The organism is Streptomyces sp. NPDC002324 (genome assembly GCF_053593335.1).
In genome coordinates this window covers 73,890-94,749 of the sequence record NZ_JBSFCF010000014.1, presented here as the reverse complement: position 1 = coordinate 94,749, position 20,860 = coordinate 73,890, and the positions used below count along the sequence as shown (strand labels likewise).

Genomic DNA, 20,860 nt, shown 5'->3' with positions numbered 1-20,860 from the left:
GGTCGAGGAAGCACCGCCTGCGGAGGAAACACCTCCCGTGGAGGAGGCGCCGCCCGCCGAGGAAGCGCCACCCGTGCAGGAGGCGCCGCCCGCCGAGGAAGCGCCGCCCATGCAGGAGGCACCGCCCGTGGTGGAGGTGCCTGGGCCGCCTGATGTGGTTGCGCCGGGGGCGGAGGTGCCTGTTCCTCCAGTGGAGGAGGTGCCTGAGGTTCCGGAGCCTGGGCATGGAGGCGGGTGCTGAGGTCCAAGTCGGGGTGGGGTGGTGGGGGTGTCTTTTCTCGCCCCCGCCGCCCCTACCCGTCCCATCCCCAGGGGCGGTGCCCCTGCGACCCCCGTCGGGTCGGGATGTCAGGAGGCGGGGGTGGGGGGTGGGGGGTTCGTGGGTGGGTGCGGGTGCGTCGTGGTTGCTCGCGTAGTTCCCCGCGCCCCTGAAAAGCGAAGCGAGGGCTTCGCCTCGCTTCGCTTTTCAGGGGCGACCGGCCTGGCATCCCGGGGACCATCACGTTCGCCCCGTCGGACCAGCGCCTCCGCGCCCGTCCACCTCGCCAGATTCCCGGGGCCACCCCGAGAGGCCCGCCCGTCTACTTCGCCAGACCCGCCGGACCGTCACCCAAGCCCGCCCGTCCACCTCGCCGGAATCGCCGGCCCACCCCCGTGGGGCCCACTCGTCCCTCTCGCCGGACCGGACCGGACCACCCCCCCACCCCGCAAGACCCGCCGGCCCACCCCGCGAAGCCCACTCGTCCACCTCGCCAGACCGGGCCGGACCACCACTCACAGGCCCGCCCACCCTCCTCGCCGGACCACCACCCCCAGGCCCGCCCAGGTCTCGCCCCCACACCCGGCCGACCGCCTTCGGGTCAGCGTCGACCCCCGCGGGTTGGGCGGGGCCGGGGTGCCCCTGGGCGGGCCGTCGCGGCGGGCCCGTGCGCGCTTCGTGCGGCTCAAGCCCCGTACGGGCGACTCTTTTTCGCCTCGCGTAGGGCGTGGGCCCACCAGGACAGTTGGTCCAGCATCACGTGGGCCGCGGAGTTGGGGGCGGAGGGGTCCTTGAGGTGGCCGGTCTCGTCGAAGGCGGTGTGGGCCCGGTGGAAGGAGACCGTGTCGCGGACGGTGGTGGCGTGGAGTTCCGCGAAGACCTGCCGTAGGTGTTCGGTCGCGCGGAGGCCGCCGGACATGCCGCCGTAGGAGACGAGCGCGACCGGCTTGGCCCGCCATTCGTGGAAGTGCCAGTCGATGAGGTTCTTCAGGGCCGCCGGATAGGAGTGGTTGTACTCGGGCGTCAGCACGATGAACGCGTCCGCCGCCGCCAGCTTCGGGGTGATCTCCGCCAGCCGTGCCGTGCTCTCGGGGGTCGTCGCGAAGGTCGTCGGCAGGTCGGCCTCGGCGACGTCCACCACGTCGACCTCGAAGCCGGCGTGCTGCCGTACCCTCCCCAGCAGCCACTCGGCGATCACCGGGCCGAAGCGGCCGGTGCGGTTGCTGCCGATGACCAGCGTCACCCGGACCGGGGTGGCGGAGGAGGAGACGGGCGCGATGCCGGTGTGCGTGTCCGTTGTGGTCTGCATGGGGACCACCCTCGTACCTCGACCTTGCTTGAGGTCAAGCCCTCGGCCGCCACGGCCCGCCGAGGCCCCGCCCCGACCTCCGGTCACCCGTTCACACCCTCGGGTCCCCTCGATCGCGTTCTCTGCCGCCGGACCCTCACCTCACCCCGTTGACCTGGCCAAACACCTCGCCACCCGCCGACCGCCCCCCACCCCCTGACACCCATTCACATCATTTCTGACGATCCATCAACAAGCGCTCGACGCGGTGTGCCACTTACCTCGGAAAGGCACGGAGGACTCTCGGAGGAGCCAGCAGATGCGACGTACCGTCCGGCCGCTGACCGCAACCGCGCTGGCCGTCGCCCTCGCGGCCCTCGCCGCCGCACCCGCGTACGGCGGTGAGGGCACCGGGCGACTCGACGTCTCGCCGGCCGGTGTCGTCCCCGGCGACGAGGTCACCGTCCGTACGACGGCCTGCGGCGCGGGCGGTACGGCGACGGGGGACGCCGGCGCGGTCGGCGCCGGCTCCTTCCCGCTGGCACCCGACTCCGGACGGCAGCGGCTCGACGGACGGTTCGAGGTGCCGCCGAGCGCGCAGCCGGGGACGTACGAGATCGTCGCGACCTGCGCCGACGGCGGTCGCAGGGTCACCGGCGACCTGGTGGTCTCGCTCACCGGCACGCGCACCGCGCCGCCGGCGTATCCGAGGGGAAGTGTGAAGACGGGGGTCGGTGGCGCACTCGGTCCCGACCCCGTGCAGACCGCGGCGGGCGTGGCGGCTCTGGCCGTCGCCGCCGCGGGCGGTACCTGGCTCCTGCATCGCCGGGCGAGAGGCGACGGGATCTGACGGACACCCTCCGCCGTCCGTCGGCCGGTACCGCCGTCCCCCTCCCCTCCGGGCCCGACGCCCCTCGGCCCGGAGGGGAGGACAAGGGTCCGATTCGAACGCCCGCACGGCCGTGAGGAGGTCCTCGTGCGTCGGCTCTCCGACTCCGTCATAGCCGGGGTGACCGTGGTCGCCCTCTTCTGCGGCGCGTGGCTGGTGCGCAGCGGCACCGCCTCGCACGCGCCTCCCCAGCCGTCGGCCGCGCAGGCCCGCCTCCGGTCCGGTACGCCGAGTGTCCCGCCGGAGCCGGGCGGCGCGTCCGCGGTCCCGGCAGCCGTGCCGCTGCCGCCCTCTCCGCCCGACCGCATCCGCATCCCCTCCCTCCGCGTGGACGCGCCGCTGACGGGGCTCGGTCTCACGCCCGCGGGCAGTCTGGACGTCCCGCCCGCCGCGAAGGAGAACCTCGCGGGCTGGTACGAGGCCGGCACCAGCCCGGGCGCCCGGGGCACCTCGATCGTGGCCGGACACGTGGACAACGCCGAGGGACCCGCCGTCTTCTTCCGCCTCGGCGCGCTGAAGCGCGGCGCCACCGTCGAGGTGGACCGCCGGGACGGCGGGACGGCCGTGTTCACGGTGGACGCGGTGGAGGTGTACGACGCGCGGGACTTCCCCGACGAGAAGGTCTACGGGGCGGCGACGAGACCGGAGTTGCGGGTCATCACGTGCGGCGGGGGGTATTCGCGGGCGACCGGCTACCGGGGGAACGTGGTCGTCTTCGCCCATCTCACGGGCAGTCGCCCGAGCTGAGCACCGGCTTCCGCCGGCGCCGGTACCCGGCGGGCGCCGCGCCCCTCACGCCCTCCCGCCGTCACGCCCTCCCGCGCTCAAGCCCTCCAGCCCCCAAGCCCTCAAACCACCCACTGCTCGTACCCCATCTTCGCCACGAGCGTGAACACCACCGTCAGCAGCACGACCCGGACGAAGCCGCTGCCCTTCTTGAGGGCGGTCCGGGCGCCGACCGTGCCGCCGACGAGGTTGAAGACCGCCATCAGGGCCGCCAACTGCCAGTACACCGTGCCCTTCCAGGCGAACGTGGCGAGTGCGCCCGCGTTGGTGCAGCAGTTGACGATCTTGGCGGTGGCGGAGGCGGTGACCAGGTCGAGGTGGAGGAGGGCGGTCAGGGCGAGGACCAGGAACGTGCCGGTGCCGGGGCCGATGAGACCGTCGTAGAAGCCGATGCCGACGCCCGCCAGGCCGATCGCGGCGAGGACGCGGCGTGCGGAGACGGGGCCCGTGGCGGGGGCCGTCGTGCCGAAGGAGGGGCGCAGGATCACGAACGCGCCGACGGCGAGCAGGACGACCATGACCACCGGCTTCAGGACCTCGGTGCTCAGACCGGCGGCCACGAAGGCGCCGGCCGTCGAGCCCGCCAGTGCCGCCAGGCCGATCCGTACGGCGATCCGCACGTCGACGGGCGTGCGGCGGGCGTACGTGACCGCCGCGCCCGTGGTGCCGACGATGGCGACCGCCTTGTTGGTGCCGAGCGCGTACTGCGCGGCCGAGGCGCCGTTCGGCAGACCCAGGAGGAGGGCGGGCAGGAGCAGGAGCCCGCCGCCGCCCACCACGGCGTCGATCCAGCCGGCCGCGAGGGCGGCGGTGCAGAGGACTACGACCATGGTCAGCGATATGTCGGGCACGACCGCGACCCTATGCGGTGCGATAGGTGCGCTGTCCATCGACCTGAGGATCTTCTGAGGTGAGGATCCTTCGGGGTTCGACACCCGACACGCGGCACCCGACACCCGGCACCCGGCACCCGGCACCCGCCCGACGCGCCCGGATGGTGCGCCGTGATGCCCGCCCGACGTGACCTACGGCACCGCGCCCCGGCGCGCCCCCGCCTCCCCGTGCCCGCTCCGCCCTCCCGTATACGCCCGCGCGGCCGTCGTATGGCCAGGTCAGCAGCGTGATCCCGGGTGTCCTCACACCCCACCACGCCCTCCCGGAAACCCCTCACACCCGGCCCTGGCCCACGGGGAGGGCAGCGTTCCTCGTGGGAAACAGACGCGATGCGGTCGGGTAACACCGGCACCGCAGGCTCAAGGACATGACCTCGAATGAGCGTGTGGTGGTGATCGGCTCCGGCCTCGCGGGCGTACGTCTCGCCCGGCGGCTCGGAGAGCTCGGCATGCCCGCCACGCTGGTCGGCGAGGAGGAGCACACACCGTACAACCGGGTGCTGCTCGCCGAGGTACTGGCCGGGCGGTACGCCCCCGAGGTCATCGCGTTGCCCGCCCCCGCCGAGCCCACGCGGCTGGTCAACGGCCGGGTGGTCCGGATCGACCGCGAGATGCGAGCCGTACATCTCGCGGACGGTACGGAAATCGCGTACGACAGACTGGTCCTCGCGACCGGTTCGAACCCGGTGCTGCCGCCGCTGCGCGGCCTCTGGGACCCGGAGCGGCACGAGTTCCCCGACGGGGTGCACGCGTTCCGGACCATGGACGACTGCCTGCGGCTGTCCAAGGCCGTACGGCCGGGGGCACGGGCCGTCGTCATCGGGGGCGGGCTCCTCGGGGTCTCCGCCGCCCGCGCGCTCGCCCTGCGCGGCGCCCAGGTCGTCCTCGCCCAGCAGGGCGAACGCCTGATGGAACGTCAACTCGACCCGTCCGCATCGAAGTTGGTCCGGCGCCACCTCACCGACCTCGGCGTGGAGGTGCACACCGAGACGCGTGTCCGGGCCGTGCGCAGCGTCGGCGGGACCGTGCGGTCGGTGTCGATGGCCGACGGATACACGCTCGACGCGGACCTGGTCGTCATCGCCTGCGGGGTCCACCCCCGGGTGGGTCTCGCCCAGGATGCGGGGCTCGCCGTGCACAAGGGCGTCATCGTCGACGAGGAGCTGCGCAGCTCCGACCCCCACATCCACGCGATCGGCGACTGCGCGCAGTTCCAGGGCACGGTCTACGGGCTCGCCACCCCGGCGCTCGAACAGGCCGACGTCCTGGCCGAGTTGCTGGCGGGCGACGCCGCGTCCCCGGCCGCCCGTTACACCGGCACCCGCGCCCTGACCCGGCTGACGCTCGCCGGAGCGGACTTCCTCGATCTCGCCGCGTTCGGCGAGCCCGAGCCGCTGCCCGGCGACGACGTCATCCAGCTCACCGACGCCACGCGCGGCACCTACCGCAAGGTCGTCGTCCGCGACGACCGCCTGGTCGGCGGGGTGCTCGTCGGCGAACTCGGCACGGTGGGCGCGCTCGCCCGCGCCTGGGAGGGAGCGGAGCCGCTCCCCGGAGACGGCGCTCCCCTGCTCCACCTGCTCACCAACGATGGAGGCTCCTGAATGTCCGCCACCCTGGGGCCCACCCCCACGATCGTGCTCGTCGGCCACGGCATGGTCGGCCAGCGCTTCCTGGAGGCGCTCGCCGAGCGCGGCCTGACCGCCACGCACCGCGTGGTCGTGCTGTGCGAGGAGCCGCGCCCGGCGTACGACCGCGTGGCGCTCACCTCGTATTTCGCGGGCAAGACGCCCGAGGATCTGTCGATGACCGACATGGAGTTCATCGAGACGCACGGCATCGAGCTGTTCGTCGGTGACCCGGCCGAGACCGTCGACCGCGAGGCCAAGAAGGTCACGGCCCGCTCCGGGCAGGTCTTCGAGTACGACATCCTCGTCCTCGCCACCGGTTCGTTCCCCTTCGTGCCGCCGGTCCCGAACAAGGACGCCGCCGGCTGCTTCGTGTACCGCACGATCGAGGACCTCCTCGCGATCGAGGAGTACGCGAGGACGGCCGAGGTCGGTGCCGTGGTCGGCGGCGGTCTGCTCGGACTCGAAGCGGCCGGCGCGCTGAAGGGCCTCGGACTCACCTCCCACATCGTGGAGTTCGCGCCCCGGCTGATGCCGGTGCAGGTGGACGACGGCGGTGGCGCCGCGCTGCTGCGCACGATCGAGAACATGGGCCTGAGCGTGCACACCGGCGTCGGGACCCAGGAGATCGTGGTCGACGAGCAGGGTGCCGTCACCGGGATGAAGCTGTCCGACGGCTCCGAACTCGCCACCGACCTCGTCGTGTTCAGCGCCGGTGTCCGCCCCCGCGACCAGCTCGCCCGCGACTGCGGTCTGACGGTCGGCGAGCGCGGCGGCATCAGCGTCGACGAGCAGTGCCGGACCGTGAACGACCCGCACGTGTTCGCGATCGGCGAGTGCGCGCTGGCCTCCGACGGCCGGGTGTACGGCCTGGTGGCCCCCGGGTACGAGCAGGCCGAGACGGCCGCCGCGACCATCGCCGCCGACGAGGCCGCGTTCACGGGCGCGGACATGTCGACGAAGCTGAAGCTGCTCGGCGTGGACGTGGCCTCCTTCGGCGACGCGCACGGCGCGAGTGCCGACTGCCTGGACGTCGTGTACTCCGACTCCCGCTCGGGCGTCTACAAGAAGCTGGTCATCGGCCGGGGCGGCGAGCTGCTCGGCGGCATCCTGGTCGGCGACGCGGAGGCGTACGGCACGCTGAAGGCGTTCACCGGGTCCGTCCCGCCGGTCTCCCCCGAGTCGCTGGTGCTGCCGGCGGGCTCCGGCGGCGGCGCCCAGCTCGGCCCGTCCGCGCTGCCGGACGAGGCGATCATCTGCTCCTGCCACAACGTGTCCAAGGGCGCGATCCGCGGCGCGGTCACCGACCACCAGTGCACCACGGTGCCCGAGGTCAAGAAGTGCACCAAGGCCGGCACCGGCTGCGGCAGCTGTGTGAAGGTGCTGGGCCAGCTGGTCACCGCCGAGCTGGAGGCCGGCGGTGTCGTCGTCGACAAGGGCCTGTGCGGCTGCTTCTCGCAGACCCGCGAGGAGCTGTACGAGATCGTCCTCGCCCTGCGCATCAACACCTACCAGCAGCTGCTGGACCGCTACGGCCGCGACGAGGCCAAGGGCGGCGACGGCTGCGAGGTCTGCAAGCCCACGGTCGGTTCGATCATCGCCTCCCTCGCCCCGACGATCGGCGCCAGCGGTTACGTCCTGGAGGGCGAGCAGGCGGCCCTGCAGGACAGCAACGACCACTTCCTGGCCAACCTGCAGAAGAACGGCTCGTACTCCGTCGTCCCGCGCATCCCCGGCGGTGAGATCACCCCCGAGGGGCTGATCGTGATCGGCGAGATCGCCCGCGACTTCGGTCTCTACACGAAGATCACCGGCGGTCAGCGGATCGACATGTTCGGCGCACGCGTCGAGCAACTCCCCCTCATCTGGGCCCGCTTGGTGGACGCCGGCTTCGAGTCCGGCCACGCCTACGGCAAGTCGCTGCGCACGGTGAAGTCCTGTGTCGGGCAGACCTGGTGCCGCTACGGCGTCCAGGACTCGGTCCGCATGGCGATCGACCTGGAGCTGCGCTACCGGGGCCTGCGCTCCCCGCACAAGCTCAAGTCGGCGGTCTCCGGCTGCGCCCGCGAGTGCGCCGAGGCCCAGTCGAAGGACTTCGGCATCATCGCCACCTCCAACGGCTGGAACCTCTACGTCGGCGGAAACGGCGGCGCCACCCCCCGCCACGCGGACCTCCTGGCCCAGGATCTCGACGACGCCCAGCTGATCAAGCTGATCGACCGGTTCCTGATGTTCTACATCCGCACCGCGGACCGCCTGGAGCGCACCTCGACCTGGCTGGAGCGGATCCCCGGCGGCCTGGACCACGTCCGGGACGTGGTCGTGGAGGACTCCCTCGGCATCTGCGAGGAGCTGGAGTCCCTGATGACCGACCACGTCTCGGCCTACGCCGACGAGTGGGCCTCCACCATCAACGACCCCGAGAAGCTCGCCCGGTTCGTGTCCTTCGTCAACGCCCCGGACACCCCGGACCCGGTCGTCGGCTTCGTCCCCGAGCGCGACCAGATCAAGCCCGACCTGCCGCTGCTGTCCATCGGCCTGCGGCCCGCCGATGTCCTGGAAGGAAGCGCCCAGCGATGACGATCGCCCCCGAGAAGACCGATGTGAAGGTCCAGCTGCGGCTGGCGGACGGCTGGTTCACGGTCTGCGACCTGGCCCTGCTGACCCCGGGCCGCGGCGTGGCCGCCCTGCTCCCCGACGGCAACCAGGCCGCGCTGTTCCTCGACCGCGCGGGCCGGCTGTACGCCATCGACAACCGCGACCCCTTCGGCGGCGCCGCCGTTCTCTCGCGCGGTCTCACCGGCAGCCACCAGGGCCGCCCGTTCGTGGCCTCACCCCTGCTGAAGCAGCGCTTCGACCTGGCGAGCGGGGAGTGCCTGGACGACGAGGCGGTACGGATCACGGCGTACGAGGTGCGCGCCGCGTGAGGAAGGGCCCTTCGAAGGAGAACCCTTCGAGGGAGGGCCGCGGGTCGCGCGTCACGCCTTGAGTGCCTCGTACGTGACGCCGGTCAGCTGCTCGGAGGCCGTCCAGAGGCGTTCGCCGGCCCGGTCGTCGTGGGCCCAGGGGGCCCTTCTGGACGGGCCGGGCGCGCCGCGCCACATCAGGAAGGACGGCCCGATGAAGGAGTCGGGGCGTACGCCGGGGGCGGTCGCCGCGTACAGCGTGGGCAGGGCGCCCGCTTCGGCGGACTGGGCGAAGACGCTGTTGCCGACGCGCATGAAGCGCTCGACGCCCTTGCGGCCCTCGGCGGTGGCTCCGGCCGTCTGCAGGTTGGTCGCCGCGTAGCCCGGGTGCGCGGCCGCCGCGACCACCTCGAAGTGGTGGGCGGCCAGCCGCCGGGCCAGCTCGTGGGTGAACAGCAGGTTGGCGGTCTTGGAGCGGCCGTAGGCGACCCAACGCCCGTACTTCCGCTCGCTGTTGAGGTCGTCGATGTCGATGTTCGACCTGAAGTGCATGGTGCTGGAGAGGGTCACGACCCGGGCGCCGGGAGTGGCGAGGAGCAACGGCAGCAGCAGGCCGGTCAGCGCGAAGTGACCGAGGTGGTTGGTGCCGAACTGCGTCTCGAAGCCGTCGGCCGTGCGGCCCCGCGCGACGGCCATCACGCCCGCGTTGTTGACGAGCAGATCGAGGCGGTCGCGGGTGCGGGCGTAGGTGTCCGCGAAGTCCCGGACGGTACTCAGGTCGCCGAGGTCGAGCCGGATCAACTCCAGGCTCCCGTGCGGAACTTCGGCGCTCATCCGCTCCAGTGCCGCCGCGCCGCGCTCCTCGCTGCGGCAGGCGAGGACGACGTGGGCGCCACGGCGGGCGAGTTCCCGTGCCGCCACGTATCCGATGCCGCTGTTGGCGCCGGTGACGACCGCGGTGCGGCCGTGCTGGTCGGGGATGTCGCGTACGTCCCAGCCGCCGGTCATGACGCCACCTCCCGAAACGCTCCTGAGCGGGTGTTCAGCGTAGTCTCGCCGAGGGGGTTGCGGGAGGGTGTCGGGCTCGGTTGCGGGGGTGTCGGCTCGGCCGCAGAGGTGTCGGCTCGGCCGCGGGTTCGGTGGGGCTTCTCGCGCAGTTCCCCGCGCCCCTGGGAAGCAGGGGCTGCGCCCACCGCTTTCCAGGCCCGCGGGCCGTTGTCCTGCAGGCCCGCGGGAGCCTGCGCGTTCAGGGCCGTAGGGGGCTTGGGCTCGGGGGCCCGCAGGGCCCTGTCTTTCAGGGGCGCGGGGAACTGCGCGATCAGCCCCCACCGGAGCCGCGGCTGCCGACGAGTCGAAGGTCAGTCCGTCCAGTCGCGTCCCCGGCGCAGCAGCGGCGGCGGGGCGCCCGGGGCGTCCGGCACGGGGCGGGTGTCGAGGTAGAACCACTCCGCGTCGGGGCCGGGTCCGGGGCCGGGGGGCAGCGGTCCGGTGCCGCCCACCGCCGCCGTCCCGACCGTCGCGTAGTCCCACACCGGAACCGGCTCCGGCCCCGGCCCCGGCGCCGCCGTGACCTCCGGCTCCTCCTTGGCCTCCGGCGGCCTCGTGAGGTCGGGCATCAGCAGCTCCACCCGCACCCCCGCACCCCGCTGCTGCGCCACGAACTCCTCGACCTGGCTGCGGCAGGCATGGTCGAGGTGGGTCACCCCAAGCAGGTCGAGCCGGATGCGGGGCTTGCCGGAGGCCGCCGCGCCCTCCAGCGCGTCGATCAGCCTCGGCAGCCGCAGGAACGTCGCGTTGCCCGCCATCACCACCTTCGCCGTGTCGTCCTCGATGTGCTGGCGGACGACGGTCTGCGACATGCGCAGCGCGGCCAGCACCACACCCGCCGCCAGTCCGAACAGCACCCCTTCGAGCAGCGCGGTCACCGTGATGACCAGCGTCGTCAACGTCATCACCGCGAACTCGCCCCGGTCCTGCCGCCACATCTTCGGGAACTCGTCCGGCGCGAACAGCTTCCACCCGCTGTGCACGAGGACACCCGCGAGCACCGAGATCGGGATCAGCGCCAGCACCTGCGGCAGCAGCAGCGCGAAGGCGAGCAGCCACAGGCCGTGCAGGGTCCGGGAGAGGCGGGTCTTGGCGCCGGCCTGGACGTTCGCCGAGCTGCGCGCGACGACCGCCGTGATGGGCAGCGCGCCGAGCAGACCGGCGATCGTGTTGCCCGCGCCCTGTGCGATCAGCTCGGTGTTGTAACGGGTGCGCGGACCGTTGTGCATCCGGTCCACGGCGGCGGCGGTGAACAGGCTCTCCGCCGACGCGATCACGGTGAACGTGAGGATCGCCGTGATGATCCCGGCATCGGCCAGCCCGGACAGCTGCTCCGCCCCGGGTACGTCCACGGACGCCAGCAGATTGCCGACCTGGAGTGTCTTCACCTCGACACCCGGCAGGGAGGCGACCGCGATCCCGATCCCCACGGCCACGAGTGCGGCCGGCACCTTCCTGAGGGGCCCCGGCGCCTGCTTCCACAGGAAGCTCAGCACGATCGTGACGACTCCGAGCCCGAAGGCGATCAGCGCCTGCGGATCGGTGACGGTGTCCGCGATCAGCCCGGGGACACCCGCCATGTTCTCCAGGGGGGTGCCCAGCGCCTTGGCGTCCGACATCGGGTACAGCTGGCTGAAGATCAGCGGCAGACCGATGCCGGCGAGCATGCCCTGGACGACGGCGAGGGAGATCGCCTGGAACATCCGGCCCAGTTTCACCAGGCCCAGCACGATCTGGAGGATGCCGGAGAAGAGGACGATCACGCCGAGCATCGCGACGCCGAACTCCATGACCGTCTCCGCGACGAGTGCCGCGAGCCCGGCCGCCGGCCCGCTGACCTGGAGCGTGCTGCCCCGCACCGCGCCGACCACCAGACCGCCGATCACCCCGGAGATGATGCCCAGCTCGGCCGGCACACCGGAGGCCACGGCCACGCCGATACAGAGCGGCAGCGCCACGAGGAAGACGACGAGGGACGCGGTGATCTCCGTGGCGAAGTCGACCCGGCCGCCGGGGGCCATGGCGCGCAGGGCCGCGGCGGGGAGGGCGGCCGTGGCGCGGGGGCGCCGGGAGCCGTTCGGTTCCCGCGAGGCGTCCGCGGACTCCGGGGCACCGACCGCGGTCCGGGTGCCCGCCCCGTGGCGTCGGCCGTGCGCGCCACTCATGAGTCGTGCACCTGGAAGTCGCCGTCGGCGTCCAGTTCGTGGATCTTTCCGGTGTCGATCTCGTAGTACCAGCCGTGCAACCGGAGCCGTCCGGCGTCCAGTTGCCGCCGGGCGCCCGGGTAGTCGCGCAGCACGGCGAGCTGGTTGCGGATGTTGAGCTGGACGACCTCGCGCAGCGCGGGATCCTCGGACGACGAGGTGGTGCCCGGGGTGCCGTCGCCGCCGGGTTCGTTGCCCTGTTCACCGCCGCGTTCGCCGTCGTGTTCGCCGTCGTGTTCGCCGCTGTGGTCACCGAGTACGGGTTCGAGCGCGGGACGGGCGTAGTCGAGCCAGGCGTCCACCCTGGGCAGGCCGGACAGGTCGGCGCCGTACGTCAGCGCGCCCATCGCGCCGCAGTGGGAATGGCCACACACCACGATGTCCTGAACGCCGAGCACCTCCAGCGCGTACTCGATGGTGGCGGCCTCACCGGAGGCGGTCCCGTACGCGTCGTGCGGCGGCACGATGTTGCCCGCATTTCGCAGTTCGAATATCTCACCGGGCCGCGCCCCGGTGATCAGTGCGGGAATCACCCGCGAGTCCGAGCAGGTAATGAACAGCGCCTCGGGAAATTGCCCGACGGCGAGTTTCCGGTATTCGTCGCTCTCGAAGTCGACCCGTCGCTTGAACGACCGGGCGCGATCCAGCAGCGCCTTCATCCTGCCTCCCTGAAGCGGTTCCGACCAGGCCTTACGACCGTAGGGGGGCGATGACCAGAGGAAGGTTAAGCGAACACTAAAGCGGCGCCAGGTTTTCCACAGATTTCAGCCACGCGGTCCTTCTTCGCAGGTCGGGGCGCCGAATACAAGCGGTTTCTGAGGGTCATTTCACAATGCTTCGGATTCCCCACGCGTTCTTGTCCGCTCTCTTGTAGCGTGGCGCCCCACAGCACGGGTCCCGTGTTGTCCCGACTTTCTGGAGAGACAGGCGGCCATGGGCGTACGAGTGCTGCTCATCGAGGACGACGAGACGATCGCCGAGCCGCTCGCCGAAGGGCTGCGGCACTTCGGCCTGACGGTCCACCACGTGGCCACCGGCGCGGACGGGTTGAGAGGTCCGCACGGCGATGTCGTCCTGCTGGATCTCGGCCTGCCCGACATGGACGGCATCGACGTCTGCCGCGGTATCCGCCGGGTCTCCGACGTCCCCCTCATCATCCTCAGCGCGCGGGGCGAGGAGGCCGACCGTGTCCTTGGCCTGGAGCTGGGCGCCGACGACTACCTGGCGAAACCATTCAGCATCCGCGAACTGGTCGCCCGTATACGGGCGGTGTCCCGCCGCCACCGACGACCGACCAACGGGACCGCACCCGAGGTGGTCGCCGGGGGCGTGGTGGCCGAGGCAGGGGCGGGGAGTGCCGGTGTCGGGGCGGAGAGCGACTTCACGGCCACGAGCGCCTTCGAGGTGGGGGACGGCCTCGGGGGCGAGGGCGCAGGCACAGGCACAGGCACAGGCAGCCTCGGATCCGATGAGTCGGGTGGTCTCGCCGTCGGGGACGTAGGCGGTGGGGGACGTCCCGGCGGCGGGGGCACGGGCCGCCGCAGGGCCGGTTTCGGTGTGGGGGCGCGGGGGCCGGAGTACGACTGGTCGGCCGCGCACGAGACGTCGGCGTACGAGACGTCGGCGTACGAGGCGCCGGCGTACGAGACCCCTGCGTACGAGGCACCGCCCACCCCGGTCGACCCGGTCCTCGGTGACCCGGCGTTCGACAGCACTCCCGCGCAGGGCACACCCCCGCACGGCTCGCCGAGGTACGGAGGCCCGGCGTACGGAAGCCCGGCGTACGGCAACCCCGCCTACGAACCCTCCTCCTACGAACCCCCTGCCTACGCCCCCTCCGTCCCCCCACCCCCCGCCTACGAGCCCCCCATGTACGAACAGGCCCCGCCCGGACCGCGTCCCCCCGCCGCCGGTCCGGTCGCCGGTGACGACGGCTCGGCTCCGCCGCCGCCCGGTCCGTTGGTCGTGGACCGGCGGACCCGGCAGGTGTGGGTGGGCGAGGTGCCCGTCGCGCTGACGCCGAAGGAGTTCGAACTGCTGGCGCTGCTCACCGAGGACCCCGGCGCCGTGTACTCCCGGCAGCAGATCCTCAACCGCGTCTGGGACGACCACTACCAGGGCCCGACCAAGACGCTGGACGTCCATGTCGCCACCCTGCGACGCAAGTTGGGCGACCCGGCATGGATCCAGACCCTGCGCGGCGTCGGCTTCCGACTGGCCGTGCGCACCCCCGGGCAGGCGCCGGGGCAGGGCGGCCTGCCCCAGAGTCCCGGGCAGGGACACGGCCGTGGCCGGGGCGCGGGCTCCGGAAGGCATCGCACCCCCGGCGCCAGGGCGTCGGCGTCATGACCCGACGCCTGCTGCTGAGCTACCTCAGCCTCGCCGCCCTGGTCCTGCTCGGCCTGGAGATCCCGCTGGGCTTCGTCTACTCGCGGGCCGAACGCGAGCGGATCGTCAACTCGGCCAACGACGAGGCCGAGTCGGTGGCCGCGTACGCGGCACTCTCCCTCGCCGCCGGCCGGCAGGACGAACTCGTCGAGCGGGCCAGGCACTGCGCCGAGCGCATCGGCGGGAAGGTCGTCATCGTCGACGCGGGCGGAAAGCTGCTGGCGTCCTCCCACTCCCTGTCCGACGACGAGGAGGAGACCCTCCCCTCCCAGCCCGAGATCTCCGCCGCGCTCCGCGGCCGGGCCACGACAGACGTCCGTACGACGACGACCGGCGGCGTCCACTACCTGTCGGTGGCGGCTCCGGTCGGCCACACGACGACGAGCGCGCCCCCGAACGCGATCACGACCACATCCACGACCACACCCACAACCACCGTGGCCGCCGCCCCGACCACCACGCCCATGACCACCACCACGGCCAAGACCGCCGCCACGACCGCCGCGGTCAAGGTCGGGCAGGCGGGAACCGGTACGAGCACGGGGCCCCGCTCCGCCGCGTCGGCCCAGGGCGCCGTACGCGTCACCCTCCCGACGACCATGGTGCACGCCCGGGTGTTCGCGGTCTGGCTGCTCCTGGTGCTGGCCGGGCTCGCGGTGCTCACCGGGGTCGCCGCGGTGGCGTTCGCGTTCGCGCGCTGGACCGGGCGCCCCATCCGGCAGTTGGAGGAGGCCACGCACCGGCTGGCCGAGGGCGGTGCGGCCACCAGTGTGGTGGTCACCTCGGGCCCGCCCGAGGTACGCAGCCTCGCGGCGGCGTTCAACACGACCGCGGCCCGCCTCGAACACCTGCTGGCCTCCCAGCGGGCCTTCGCCGGCGAGGCGTCGCACCAGCTGAAGACCCCGCTGGCGGCGCTGCGGCTGCGGCTGGAGAACCTGGAGCCGGACATCGCCCGGCGCGCCCGGCCCAGCCTCGACGCCGCCGTCACGGAGACGGACCGGCTGGCCCGGATGGTCGAGGGTCTGCTGGCGATGGCCCGGCTAGAGGAGGCGGCGGCCGTCCCGGCCCGGGTCGATCTGGGCACGGTCTGCGCGGAACGGCACCGTACGTGGGGGCCGTTGTTCGAACGCGGCGGGGTCTCCCTGGTCCTGTTCGCCGGGGTGGTCGGCCCGGTGACGGCCGTCCCCGGAGCCGTGGAGCAGATCCTGGACAACCTCCTCTCCAACGCCCTGCGCGCCTCCCCCGCCCACAGCACGGTCACCATGGAACTGCGGCTCCATGTCCCCGCCCGCCGGGCCCTGCGCGATGCCCGGCCCCACTGGGTCGACCTCCATGTCACCGATGAGGGCCCCGGCATGACGCCCGAGCAGCGCGCCCGCGCGTTCGACCGCTTCTGGCGCGCCCCCGGCGCCCCCAAGGGCGGCACCGGTCTCGGTCTCTCCCTCGTCCAGCGCCTCGCGCACGCCAGTGGCGGGGAGGTGGCGCTGCGGGAAGCGGCCACGGGCGGGCTGGACGCGGTCGTCCGCCTTCCCTCCGCGGAGCCGCCGGCCCATCCCCACGGGCACGGTCAGGGACACGGGCACGGTCAGGGGCATGGGTTCGGAGGACGGCCGGGGCAACGACGCCGTGAGGCCCCGCCGCTGCCTGCGTGAGCGGGCGTTCAGCCCCCTCCCCCTGCGCCACCCACGTCCCGCCCGCATCCCGCCCGTATGCCATCCGTGAACGCCGCCGTAGAGTCACGAGTTGTCCATGCTCTGTCAATCAGGGTGTCCTAAGGTCCATCAGCGCGCGACCCCGCCGCCGACCGGCAGGCGGGCCGTTCGAAGTACCCCTTGGAGCGACAGTGGAACGTCGTACTCTCCTGCGCGCGGCCGTGCTCGGCGGCACATCGACCGCATTCGGCGGAACCCTCTGGCGCGGCGCCGCGTACGCCGCGCCCGCCCAGCCCGGCGCGGGCCCGTACGGTGCGCTCGGTTCGGCAGACGCCAACGGCATCAGACTTCCGAGCGGCTTCACCAGCCGGGTGATCGCCCGCTCCGGCCAGACCGTCCCCGGCACGTCCTACACCTGGCACAACGCCCCCGACGGCGGCGCCTGTTACGCGGACGGCACCGGCTGGATCTACGTCTCCAACTCCGAGATCAACCCGTCCGGCGGCGCGAGCGCGGTGCGGTTCTCCTCGACGGGCACGGTCACGTCGGCGTACCGCGTCCTGTCCGGCACCCGGCAGAACTGCGCCGGCGGCAGGACCCCGTGGAACACCTGGCTGTCCTGCGAGGAGGTCGACCGCGGCTACGTCTACGAAACCGACCCGTGGGGCGTGAACGCCGCGGTCCGGCGGGACGCGATGGGCCGTTTCAAGCACGAGGCGGCGGCGGCCGATCCGGTCCGCCGGGTGGTCTATCTGACGGAGGACGAGACGAACGGCCGCTTCTACCGCTTCGTCCCCACGACCTGGGGCGACCTGTCCGCCGGCACCCTCCAGGTCATGGTCGCGGGCACCGCCGCCTCCGGCTCCTACACCTGGGCGAACGTCCCCGACCCGGACGGTTCCCCCACGAGCACCCGCACCCAGGTCTCGGGTTCGAAGTCCTTCAACGGGGGCGAGGGCTGCCACTACGCCGACGACACGGTCTGGTTCACCACCAAGGGCGACAACCGTGTCTGGCAGCTCAACCTCGCCGCCCACACCTACGAGTTGGCGTACGACGACTCCCTGGTCACGTCCGGCACGGCTCCCCTCACCGGCGTCGACAACATCACCGGGACCTCCTCCGGCGACCTCTACGTCGCCGAGGACGGCGGCACCATGGAGATCTGCCTCATCACCCCGGACGACACCGTCGCCCCCTTCCTCCGCGTCGACGGCCAGTCCGCCTCCGAGATCACCGGCCCCGCCTTCTCCCCCGACGGCCGCCGCCTCTACTTCTCCAGCCAGCGCGGCACGAGCGGCAGCTCGTCCGGCGGCATCACGTACGAGGTGACGGGCCCTTTCCGCACCTGACAGTCACCTGATAGGCACCTGATAGGCACCTGATAGGCAATACAGACAATCGCACCTGCCGCTAAAACAAAAAAGCCCATGAATGACCACCCGGAAGTGTTCGAACTCATCACCTGAAAAGACTCGTTCGAATTGTCTTCTGCTAGGTTCTGCGCGTGGTCATGCCCAAAGAATCGGGGCCGGAGAGCCTCGGAGTCGGCGCTCGCCCTCGCAAGGTTCTCCTGGCGGCATGCGGTACTCGCGGGGACGTACAACCCTTTCTCGCATTGGCCGTGGCGCTGCGTCGCCACGGCCATCACCCGTTGTTGGCCGCCCCCTCCTCATACGCGTCCGAGGCCGCCGCGTACGGAGTCGATTTCGCCGCGATCGACGACGGCCCGACCAGAATCCTCGACGAGACGCCGACCCGCAGGGTCATCGACCACGGTCTGACGGGGGTACGCGGCAAAGTCGCGGCCGCCCGGACCGTCGCCCGCCTCAAACGCCTGCTCATCACCCCGTTGCGGGACGTGGCGGCCATCGCGCACGACCACGGTGACCTGGCGGCGGTGGTGCATTCGGCGGCGTTCCCCGCCCAGCACGTGGCCGACACACTGGACGTACCCGCCGTGGTCGTGGCGCTGCAGCCCGGCTGGATCCCCACCGACACCTTCCCCTGCCAGTTGCTGCCGCTCCCCCGCGTGCCGCGCGTGGTCAACCGGAGCACGTACGCCGTGGTCGTGGCGGCCCAGTGGTCCCGCGAGGTGGAACGCTGGCGGACCACCGAACTGGGCCTGCCCCCACGCCGCCACGGTGCCCGGCGGTGGCTGCGGGACCCCGAGGGCAGGCGGCGCCCGGTCCTGCAGTCGTTCAGCCGGCACGTCACTCCGGTCGACCCGGCGTGGGGCGACGCCGTGCGCACCACGGGTTTCTGGTACCTGCCCGCCCGCCCCGACTGGACGCCCCCCAGGGAACTGGCCCGCTTCCTCGACGAGGGGCCACCCCCGGTCTACATCGGCTTCGGCAGCATGACCGGCACCCGTGCCCACCGCAACCACGCGCTGGTCACCGAGGCGATCCGCCTGACCGGCGTCCGCGCGGTGGTCGCGACGGGCTGGGGCGGCATCGGCGCGGCGGCGGGCCCGTCCGCCGCCCCGGCCACGACCGGCTCCCCGTCACCGGACATCCTGATGATCGACCAGGCCCCGCACGACTGGCTCTTCCCCCGTACGGCCGCGGTCGTCCACCACGGCGGCCCCGGCACCGTCGGCGCCGCCCTCGCCGCGGGCCGCCCTCAGGTCCTGTGCCCCCACATGGGCGACCAGACCCACTGGTCCGCCCGTATGCGGGCACTGGGCGTGGCCCCCGCTCCCCTCGCCGCCCGCACCCTCACGGCACACGGACTCGCGCAAGCGATCAGTACGGCGGTGACGGACCGGCACCTGCGACACCGGGCCGGTGAGATCGCCCCACTCGTCCGGGCCGAGAACGGTGTCGAAACAGCGGTGAATTCCCTCTCCGCCCTTCTCACTTGATCATCACCTTTCCCGGGGGAATCCCCCGACTCCCCTCCTCCCGAATCCCCCGACTTTCCCCCCAAGCCACGAACAGAAAGCCCCCGAGTGCTGCAGATTCCTTTCTCTGACGCCGGCATCGAACCTGGGACCGTCATCTCCTGGTCCTTGCGCACTGAGCATCACCCTCGGGACGGGAAGGACGCCTCTCCCGAATCGGCCTCGTCCCCGCTCAAATCAGCGTCCTTCAATCAGGACAAGCACCACTCGTCCTCCGAGGCGACGCGGAGTACGAGCGACGGAATCGCCAGCTCGATCACGGTGACCTTCGAGATCACGGGCCGTCCGGACCTCGGGGCTCTCGAATCGGCGCTCCTGCTCCTCGTACGACGGCACGAGGTGCTCCGCAGCGAGTTCCGGCGCCTGGCCGGTGACCTGAACTGCACGGCGCTGGCTGCCGAGTCCATCGTCCTGGAGGCGGAGGAGGTCGGCCGCTTCCACACCGGGGACGACCTGCACATCCACCTCGACAAGACGTTCAAGAGCATCGACACGCTGTCCTGGCCGCTGTTCCTCATGGGCGCGGTGGTCCGGGAGGCGAGCGCCACGGTCTACCTCTGCTTCGACCACATCGTGTGCGACGGCCTGTCCATGCCCGTCGTCGTGAACGAACTCCAGACCGTGTACGCCGACCTCGTGGCCGGACGGGACCCACAACTCCCCTCCGCGGGAAGCTACTTGACCTTCGGCGACGACCAGCGCCACCGCTATGCCTCCCTCGGCGCCGACGACGAGCGTCTGACGTACTGGAAGGACTTCATCCGTGGGAACGGCGGCTTCTTCCCCCGCTTCCCCTTCGACCTGGGCGTGCCGGGAGACCAGCTGTACCCCCTGGTGAACCGGGCCCTCCCGCTCCTGGACGCCCCTGGCACCGACGCGCTCGCGGCGGGCGCCCGCACATCGGGGGGCAGCGTCTTCACGGCCGTTCTGGCGGCCGCGGCGACGGCTCAGCACCGCCTCGGAGGGCCGGGGGTCTACCGGGGCCTGCTCCCCGTCAGCGAGCGGGCGGACGAGGGCGGCGGGACCGCGGGAGGGGCGCCGAATCCGTGGCAGCACTCCATCGGCTGGTTCGTGAACACCATGCCGATCGAGTTCCGGGTGGGTGAGGGCGGCAGCGACCACGCGGCCACGATCGCGCGGGCCCGCACGGCGTACGGCGAGCTGCAGCGGCACGCCGGCATCCCCTTCGTACGGGCGTGGGAACTGCTGGCCCCCGAGTCCTTCACCCTCCACCACTGGCCGTTCCCGGTGAACTTCTTCTCCTACATCGACTTCCGCAGGACCCCCGGCGGCCACCAACACCCGCTCTGGAAACCGATGTTGCACGTCTGGGCCGCCCGGGGCAACGGCATCAGCCACTGGTTCCACCGCACCGCCACGGGCCTGCACGTCAACATGCTGCACGTCGACACCCCCCAAGCACATGAGATCGGCGACGCCCTGCACGAGGAACTCGTACGGGTCCTGCTGGAGGTCGCGGACGGGCGCGGCACGGGCCGTCGGCCGGTGTCCATCCCCAGGCCGTCCCGGCCGGCGACGACCGTGAGGAGCTGACCTGTGCGGCGGGGGCGGCGGGGGCGGCCCCCCAAGTCCCCCGCCGTCACCCGGCACCCGGCACCCGGCACCCGGCACCCGGCTCATCGGAACTCGTGCACGACCTCGATCTCGCCCACGATGTGTGCGTTGAACTCATCCAGTTCCTCCGCCGGGACCCACAACTCGAGGATCGTCTCCCCGCCGGCCCGCTGTACCGGATACCGCCGCAGGAACTCCGTCTCGACCTCGAACCGCGTGACGTACCCCGCCCCGTCGTGCTTCACGTTCCAGTCCCGCGCGATCTTCACCGCGTAGGTCTCGTCGAGGACCGGATAGAAGATCGGCTGCTCGGGAAGCCGAGGCGGCCAGGCCCGCCACCCCGTCTCCCGCACCAACTCCAACTCCACGGGCCCGGTGGGCCGCCACAGGGTCGTCGTCTCTCGCTGCGTACTCACGGGCTTCGGTTCGCTCTCCGGACA

The 20,860-nt window shown here is 72.2% G+C and carries 16 protein-coding genes and 1 pseudogene; 11 read left to right on the top strand and 6 right to left on the bottom strand.

Annotated features, from left to right (window positions below; genetic code table 11):
• Nucleotides 1-944 precede the first annotated feature (944 nt).
• Nucleotides 945-1,568 carry an NADPH-dependent FMN reductase gene (locus ACWCRJ_RS20115; RefSeq protein WP_450940518.1) on the bottom strand — a complete coding sequence of 208 codons (624 nt, stop codon included), beginning with the start codon at nt 1,566-1,568 and terminating at the stop codon, nt 945-947.
• Nucleotides 1,569-1,866: 298 nt separating this feature from the next.
• Here ACWCRJ_RS20115 and ACWCRJ_RS20110 point away from each other — a divergent pair, with 298 nt between their 5' ends.
• Both ACWCRJ_RS20110 and ACWCRJ_RS20105 read left to right on the top strand, forming a co-directional pair.
• Nucleotides 1,867-2,397: a hypothetical protein gene (locus ACWCRJ_RS20110; protein ID WP_450940517.1), complete on the top strand. Its 531-nt coding sequence runs from the start codon at nt 1,867-1,869 to the stop codon at nt 2,395-2,397.
• A 126-nt stretch (nt 2,398-2,523) separates the two neighbouring features.
• The gene (locus ACWCRJ_RS20105) at nt 2,524-3,183 is read left to right on the top strand and encodes a class F sortase (RefSeq protein WP_450940516.1); all 660 of its coding nucleotides are present in this window, start codon (nt 2,524-2,526) and stop codon (nt 3,181-3,183) included.
• 101 nt (nt 3,184-3,284) lie between these two features.
• Here the strand turns inward: ACWCRJ_RS20105 and ACWCRJ_RS20100 are convergent, their stop codons facing one another.
• Nucleotides 3,285-4,073: a sulfite exporter TauE/SafE family protein gene (locus ACWCRJ_RS20100; RefSeq protein ID WP_450940515.1), complete on the bottom strand. Its 789-nt coding sequence runs from the start codon at nt 4,071-4,073 to the stop codon at nt 3,285-3,287.
• A gap of 410 nt (nt 4,074-4,483) precedes the next feature.
• Between ACWCRJ_RS20100 and ACWCRJ_RS20095 the strand changes: the two genes are divergently transcribed.
• From ACWCRJ_RS20095 to nirD, 3 genes are read left to right on the top strand one after another with little or no spacing between them, the layout of a single operon-like run.
• Nucleotides 4,484-5,719 carry an NAD(P)/FAD-dependent oxidoreductase gene (locus ACWCRJ_RS20095; RefSeq protein ID WP_450940514.1) on the top strand — a complete coding sequence of 412 codons (1,236 nt, stop codon included), beginning with the start codon at nt 4,484-4,486 and terminating at the stop codon, nt 5,717-5,719.
• On the top strand, nt 5,720-8,323 hold the full coding sequence (gene nirB, locus ACWCRJ_RS20090) for a nitrite reductase large subunit NirB (protein WP_450940513.1): 2,604 nt from the start codon (nt 5,720-5,722) through the stop codon (nt 8,321-8,323).
• The gene (nirD, locus tag ACWCRJ_RS20085; RefSeq protein ID WP_450940512.1) at nt 8,320-8,670 is read left to right on the top strand and encodes a nitrite reductase small subunit NirD; all 351 of its coding nucleotides are present in this window, start codon (nt 8,320-8,322) and stop codon (nt 8,668-8,670) included. Before nirB ends, nirD begins: the two co-directional genes overlap by 4 nt.
• Nucleotides 8,671-8,721: 51 nt before the next feature.
• On the opposite strand, the gene ACWCRJ_RS20080 is transcribed toward nirD, so the two are convergent.
• The 3 genes from ACWCRJ_RS20080 to ACWCRJ_RS20070 all read right to left on the bottom strand — a co-directional run bounded on the left by ACWCRJ_RS20080 (nt 8,722) and on the right by ACWCRJ_RS20070 (nt 12,559).
• Nucleotides 8,722-9,657 (bottom strand): oxidoreductase, encoded by a 936-nt coding sequence (locus ACWCRJ_RS20080; RefSeq protein ID WP_450940511.1) that lies wholly within the window; start codon nt 9,655-9,657, stop codon nt 8,722-8,724.
• Nucleotides 9,658-10,007: 350 nt separating this feature from the next.
• Complete coding sequence (locus ACWCRJ_RS20075; protein ID WP_450940510.1) at nt 10,008-11,861, bottom strand: SulP family inorganic anion transporter; 1,854 nt, start codon at nt 11,859-11,861, stop codon at nt 10,008-10,010.
• Nucleotides 11,858-12,559 carry a carbonic anhydrase gene (locus ACWCRJ_RS20070; RefSeq protein ID WP_450940509.1) on the bottom strand — a complete coding sequence of 234 codons (702 nt, stop codon included), beginning with the start codon at nt 12,557-12,559 and terminating at the stop codon, nt 11,858-11,860. Before ACWCRJ_RS20070 ends, ACWCRJ_RS20075 begins: the two co-directional genes overlap by 4 nt.
• A 274-nt stretch (nt 12,560-12,833) precedes the next feature.
• On the opposite strand from ACWCRJ_RS20070, the pseudogene ACWCRJ_RS20065 reads away from it, so the two are divergent.
• From ACWCRJ_RS20065 to ACWCRJ_RS20040, 6 genes and pseudogenes are all read left to right on the top strand, one after another.
• Nucleotides 12,834-13,193: pseudogene (locus ACWCRJ_RS20065) on the top strand (response regulator transcription factor); the annotation flags it as partial.
• A gap of 576 nt (nt 13,194-13,769) precedes the next feature.
• Complete coding sequence (locus ACWCRJ_RS20060) at nt 13,770-14,249, top strand: winged helix-turn-helix domain-containing protein (protein ID WP_450940596.1); 480 nt, start codon at nt 13,770-13,772, stop codon at nt 14,247-14,249.
• A complete protein-coding gene (locus tag ACWCRJ_RS20055; protein ID WP_450940508.1) occupies nt 14,246-15,940 on the top strand; it encodes a sensor histidine kinase in 1,695 nt (564 codons plus the stop codon). Before ACWCRJ_RS20060 ends, ACWCRJ_RS20055 begins: the two co-directional genes overlap by 4 nt.
• Nucleotides 15,941-16,131: 191 nt before the next feature.
• Complete coding sequence (locus ACWCRJ_RS20050) at nt 16,132-17,292, top strand: alkaline phosphatase PhoX (RefSeq protein ID WP_450940507.1); 1,161 nt, start codon at nt 16,132-16,134, stop codon at nt 17,290-17,292.
• A 161-nt stretch (nt 17,293-17,453) separates the two neighbouring features.
• Nucleotides 17,454-18,806, top strand: a complete 1,353-nt coding sequence (locus ACWCRJ_RS20045) for a glycosyltransferase (RefSeq protein WP_450940595.1) — start codon at nt 17,454-17,456, stop codon at nt 18,804-18,806.
• A gap of 87 nt (nt 18,807-18,893) precedes the next feature.
• Nucleotides 18,894-20,399, top strand: a complete 1,506-nt coding sequence (locus ACWCRJ_RS20040) for a condensation domain-containing protein (RefSeq protein WP_450940506.1) — start codon at nt 18,894-18,896, stop codon at nt 20,397-20,399.
• 83 nt (nt 20,400-20,482) lie between these two features.
• Here the strand turns inward: ACWCRJ_RS20040 and ACWCRJ_RS20035 are convergent, their stop codons facing one another.
• Complete coding sequence (locus tag ACWCRJ_RS20035; RefSeq protein WP_450940505.1) at nt 20,483-20,836, bottom strand: hypothetical protein; 354 nt, start codon at nt 20,834-20,836, stop codon at nt 20,483-20,485.
• Nucleotides 20,837-20,860: the final 24 nt, after the last annotated feature.

Bases quoted from the DNA above. Each gene is read 5' to 3' on its own strand.
- ACWCRJ_RS20115 (WP_450940518.1), bottom strand. From the start codon at position 1,568: ATGCAGACCACAACGGACACGCACACCGGCATCGCGCCCGTCTCCTCC.
- ACWCRJ_RS20110 (WP_450940517.1), top strand. From the start codon at position 1,867: ATGCGACGTACCGTCCGGCCGCTGACCGCAACCGCGCTGGCCGTCGCC.
- ACWCRJ_RS20095 (WP_450940514.1), top strand. From the start codon at position 4,484: ATGACCTCGAATGAGCGTGTGGTGGTGATCGGCTCCGGCCTCGCGGGC.
- nirB (WP_450940513.1), top strand. From the start codon at position 5,720: ATGTCCGCCACCCTGGGGCCCACCCCCACGATCGTGCTCGTCGGCCAC.
- nirD (WP_450940512.1), top strand. From the start codon at position 8,320: ATGACGATCGCCCCCGAGAAGACCGATGTGAAGGTCCAGCTGCGGCTG.
- ACWCRJ_RS20080 (WP_450940511.1), bottom strand. From the start codon at position 9,657: ATGACCGGCGGCTGGGACGTACGCGACATCCCCGACCAGCACGGCCGC.
- ACWCRJ_RS20075 (WP_450940510.1), bottom strand. From the start codon at position 11,861: ATGAGTGGCGCGCACGGCCGACGCCACGGGGCGGGCACCCGGACCGCG.
- ACWCRJ_RS20070 (WP_450940509.1), bottom strand. From the start codon at position 12,559: ATGAAGGCGCTGCTGGATCGCGCCCGGTCGTTCAAGCGACGGGTCGAC.
- ACWCRJ_RS20060 (WP_450940596.1), top strand. From the start codon at position 13,770: ATGTACGAACAGGCCCCGCCCGGACCGCGTCCCCCCGCCGCCGGTCCG.
- ACWCRJ_RS20055 (WP_450940508.1), top strand. From the start codon at position 14,246: ATGACCCGACGCCTGCTGCTGAGCTACCTCAGCCTCGCCGCCCTGGTC.
- ACWCRJ_RS20045 (WP_450940595.1), top strand. From the start codon at position 17,454: ATGCCCAAAGAATCGGGGCCGGAGAGCCTCGGAGTCGGCGCTCGCCCT.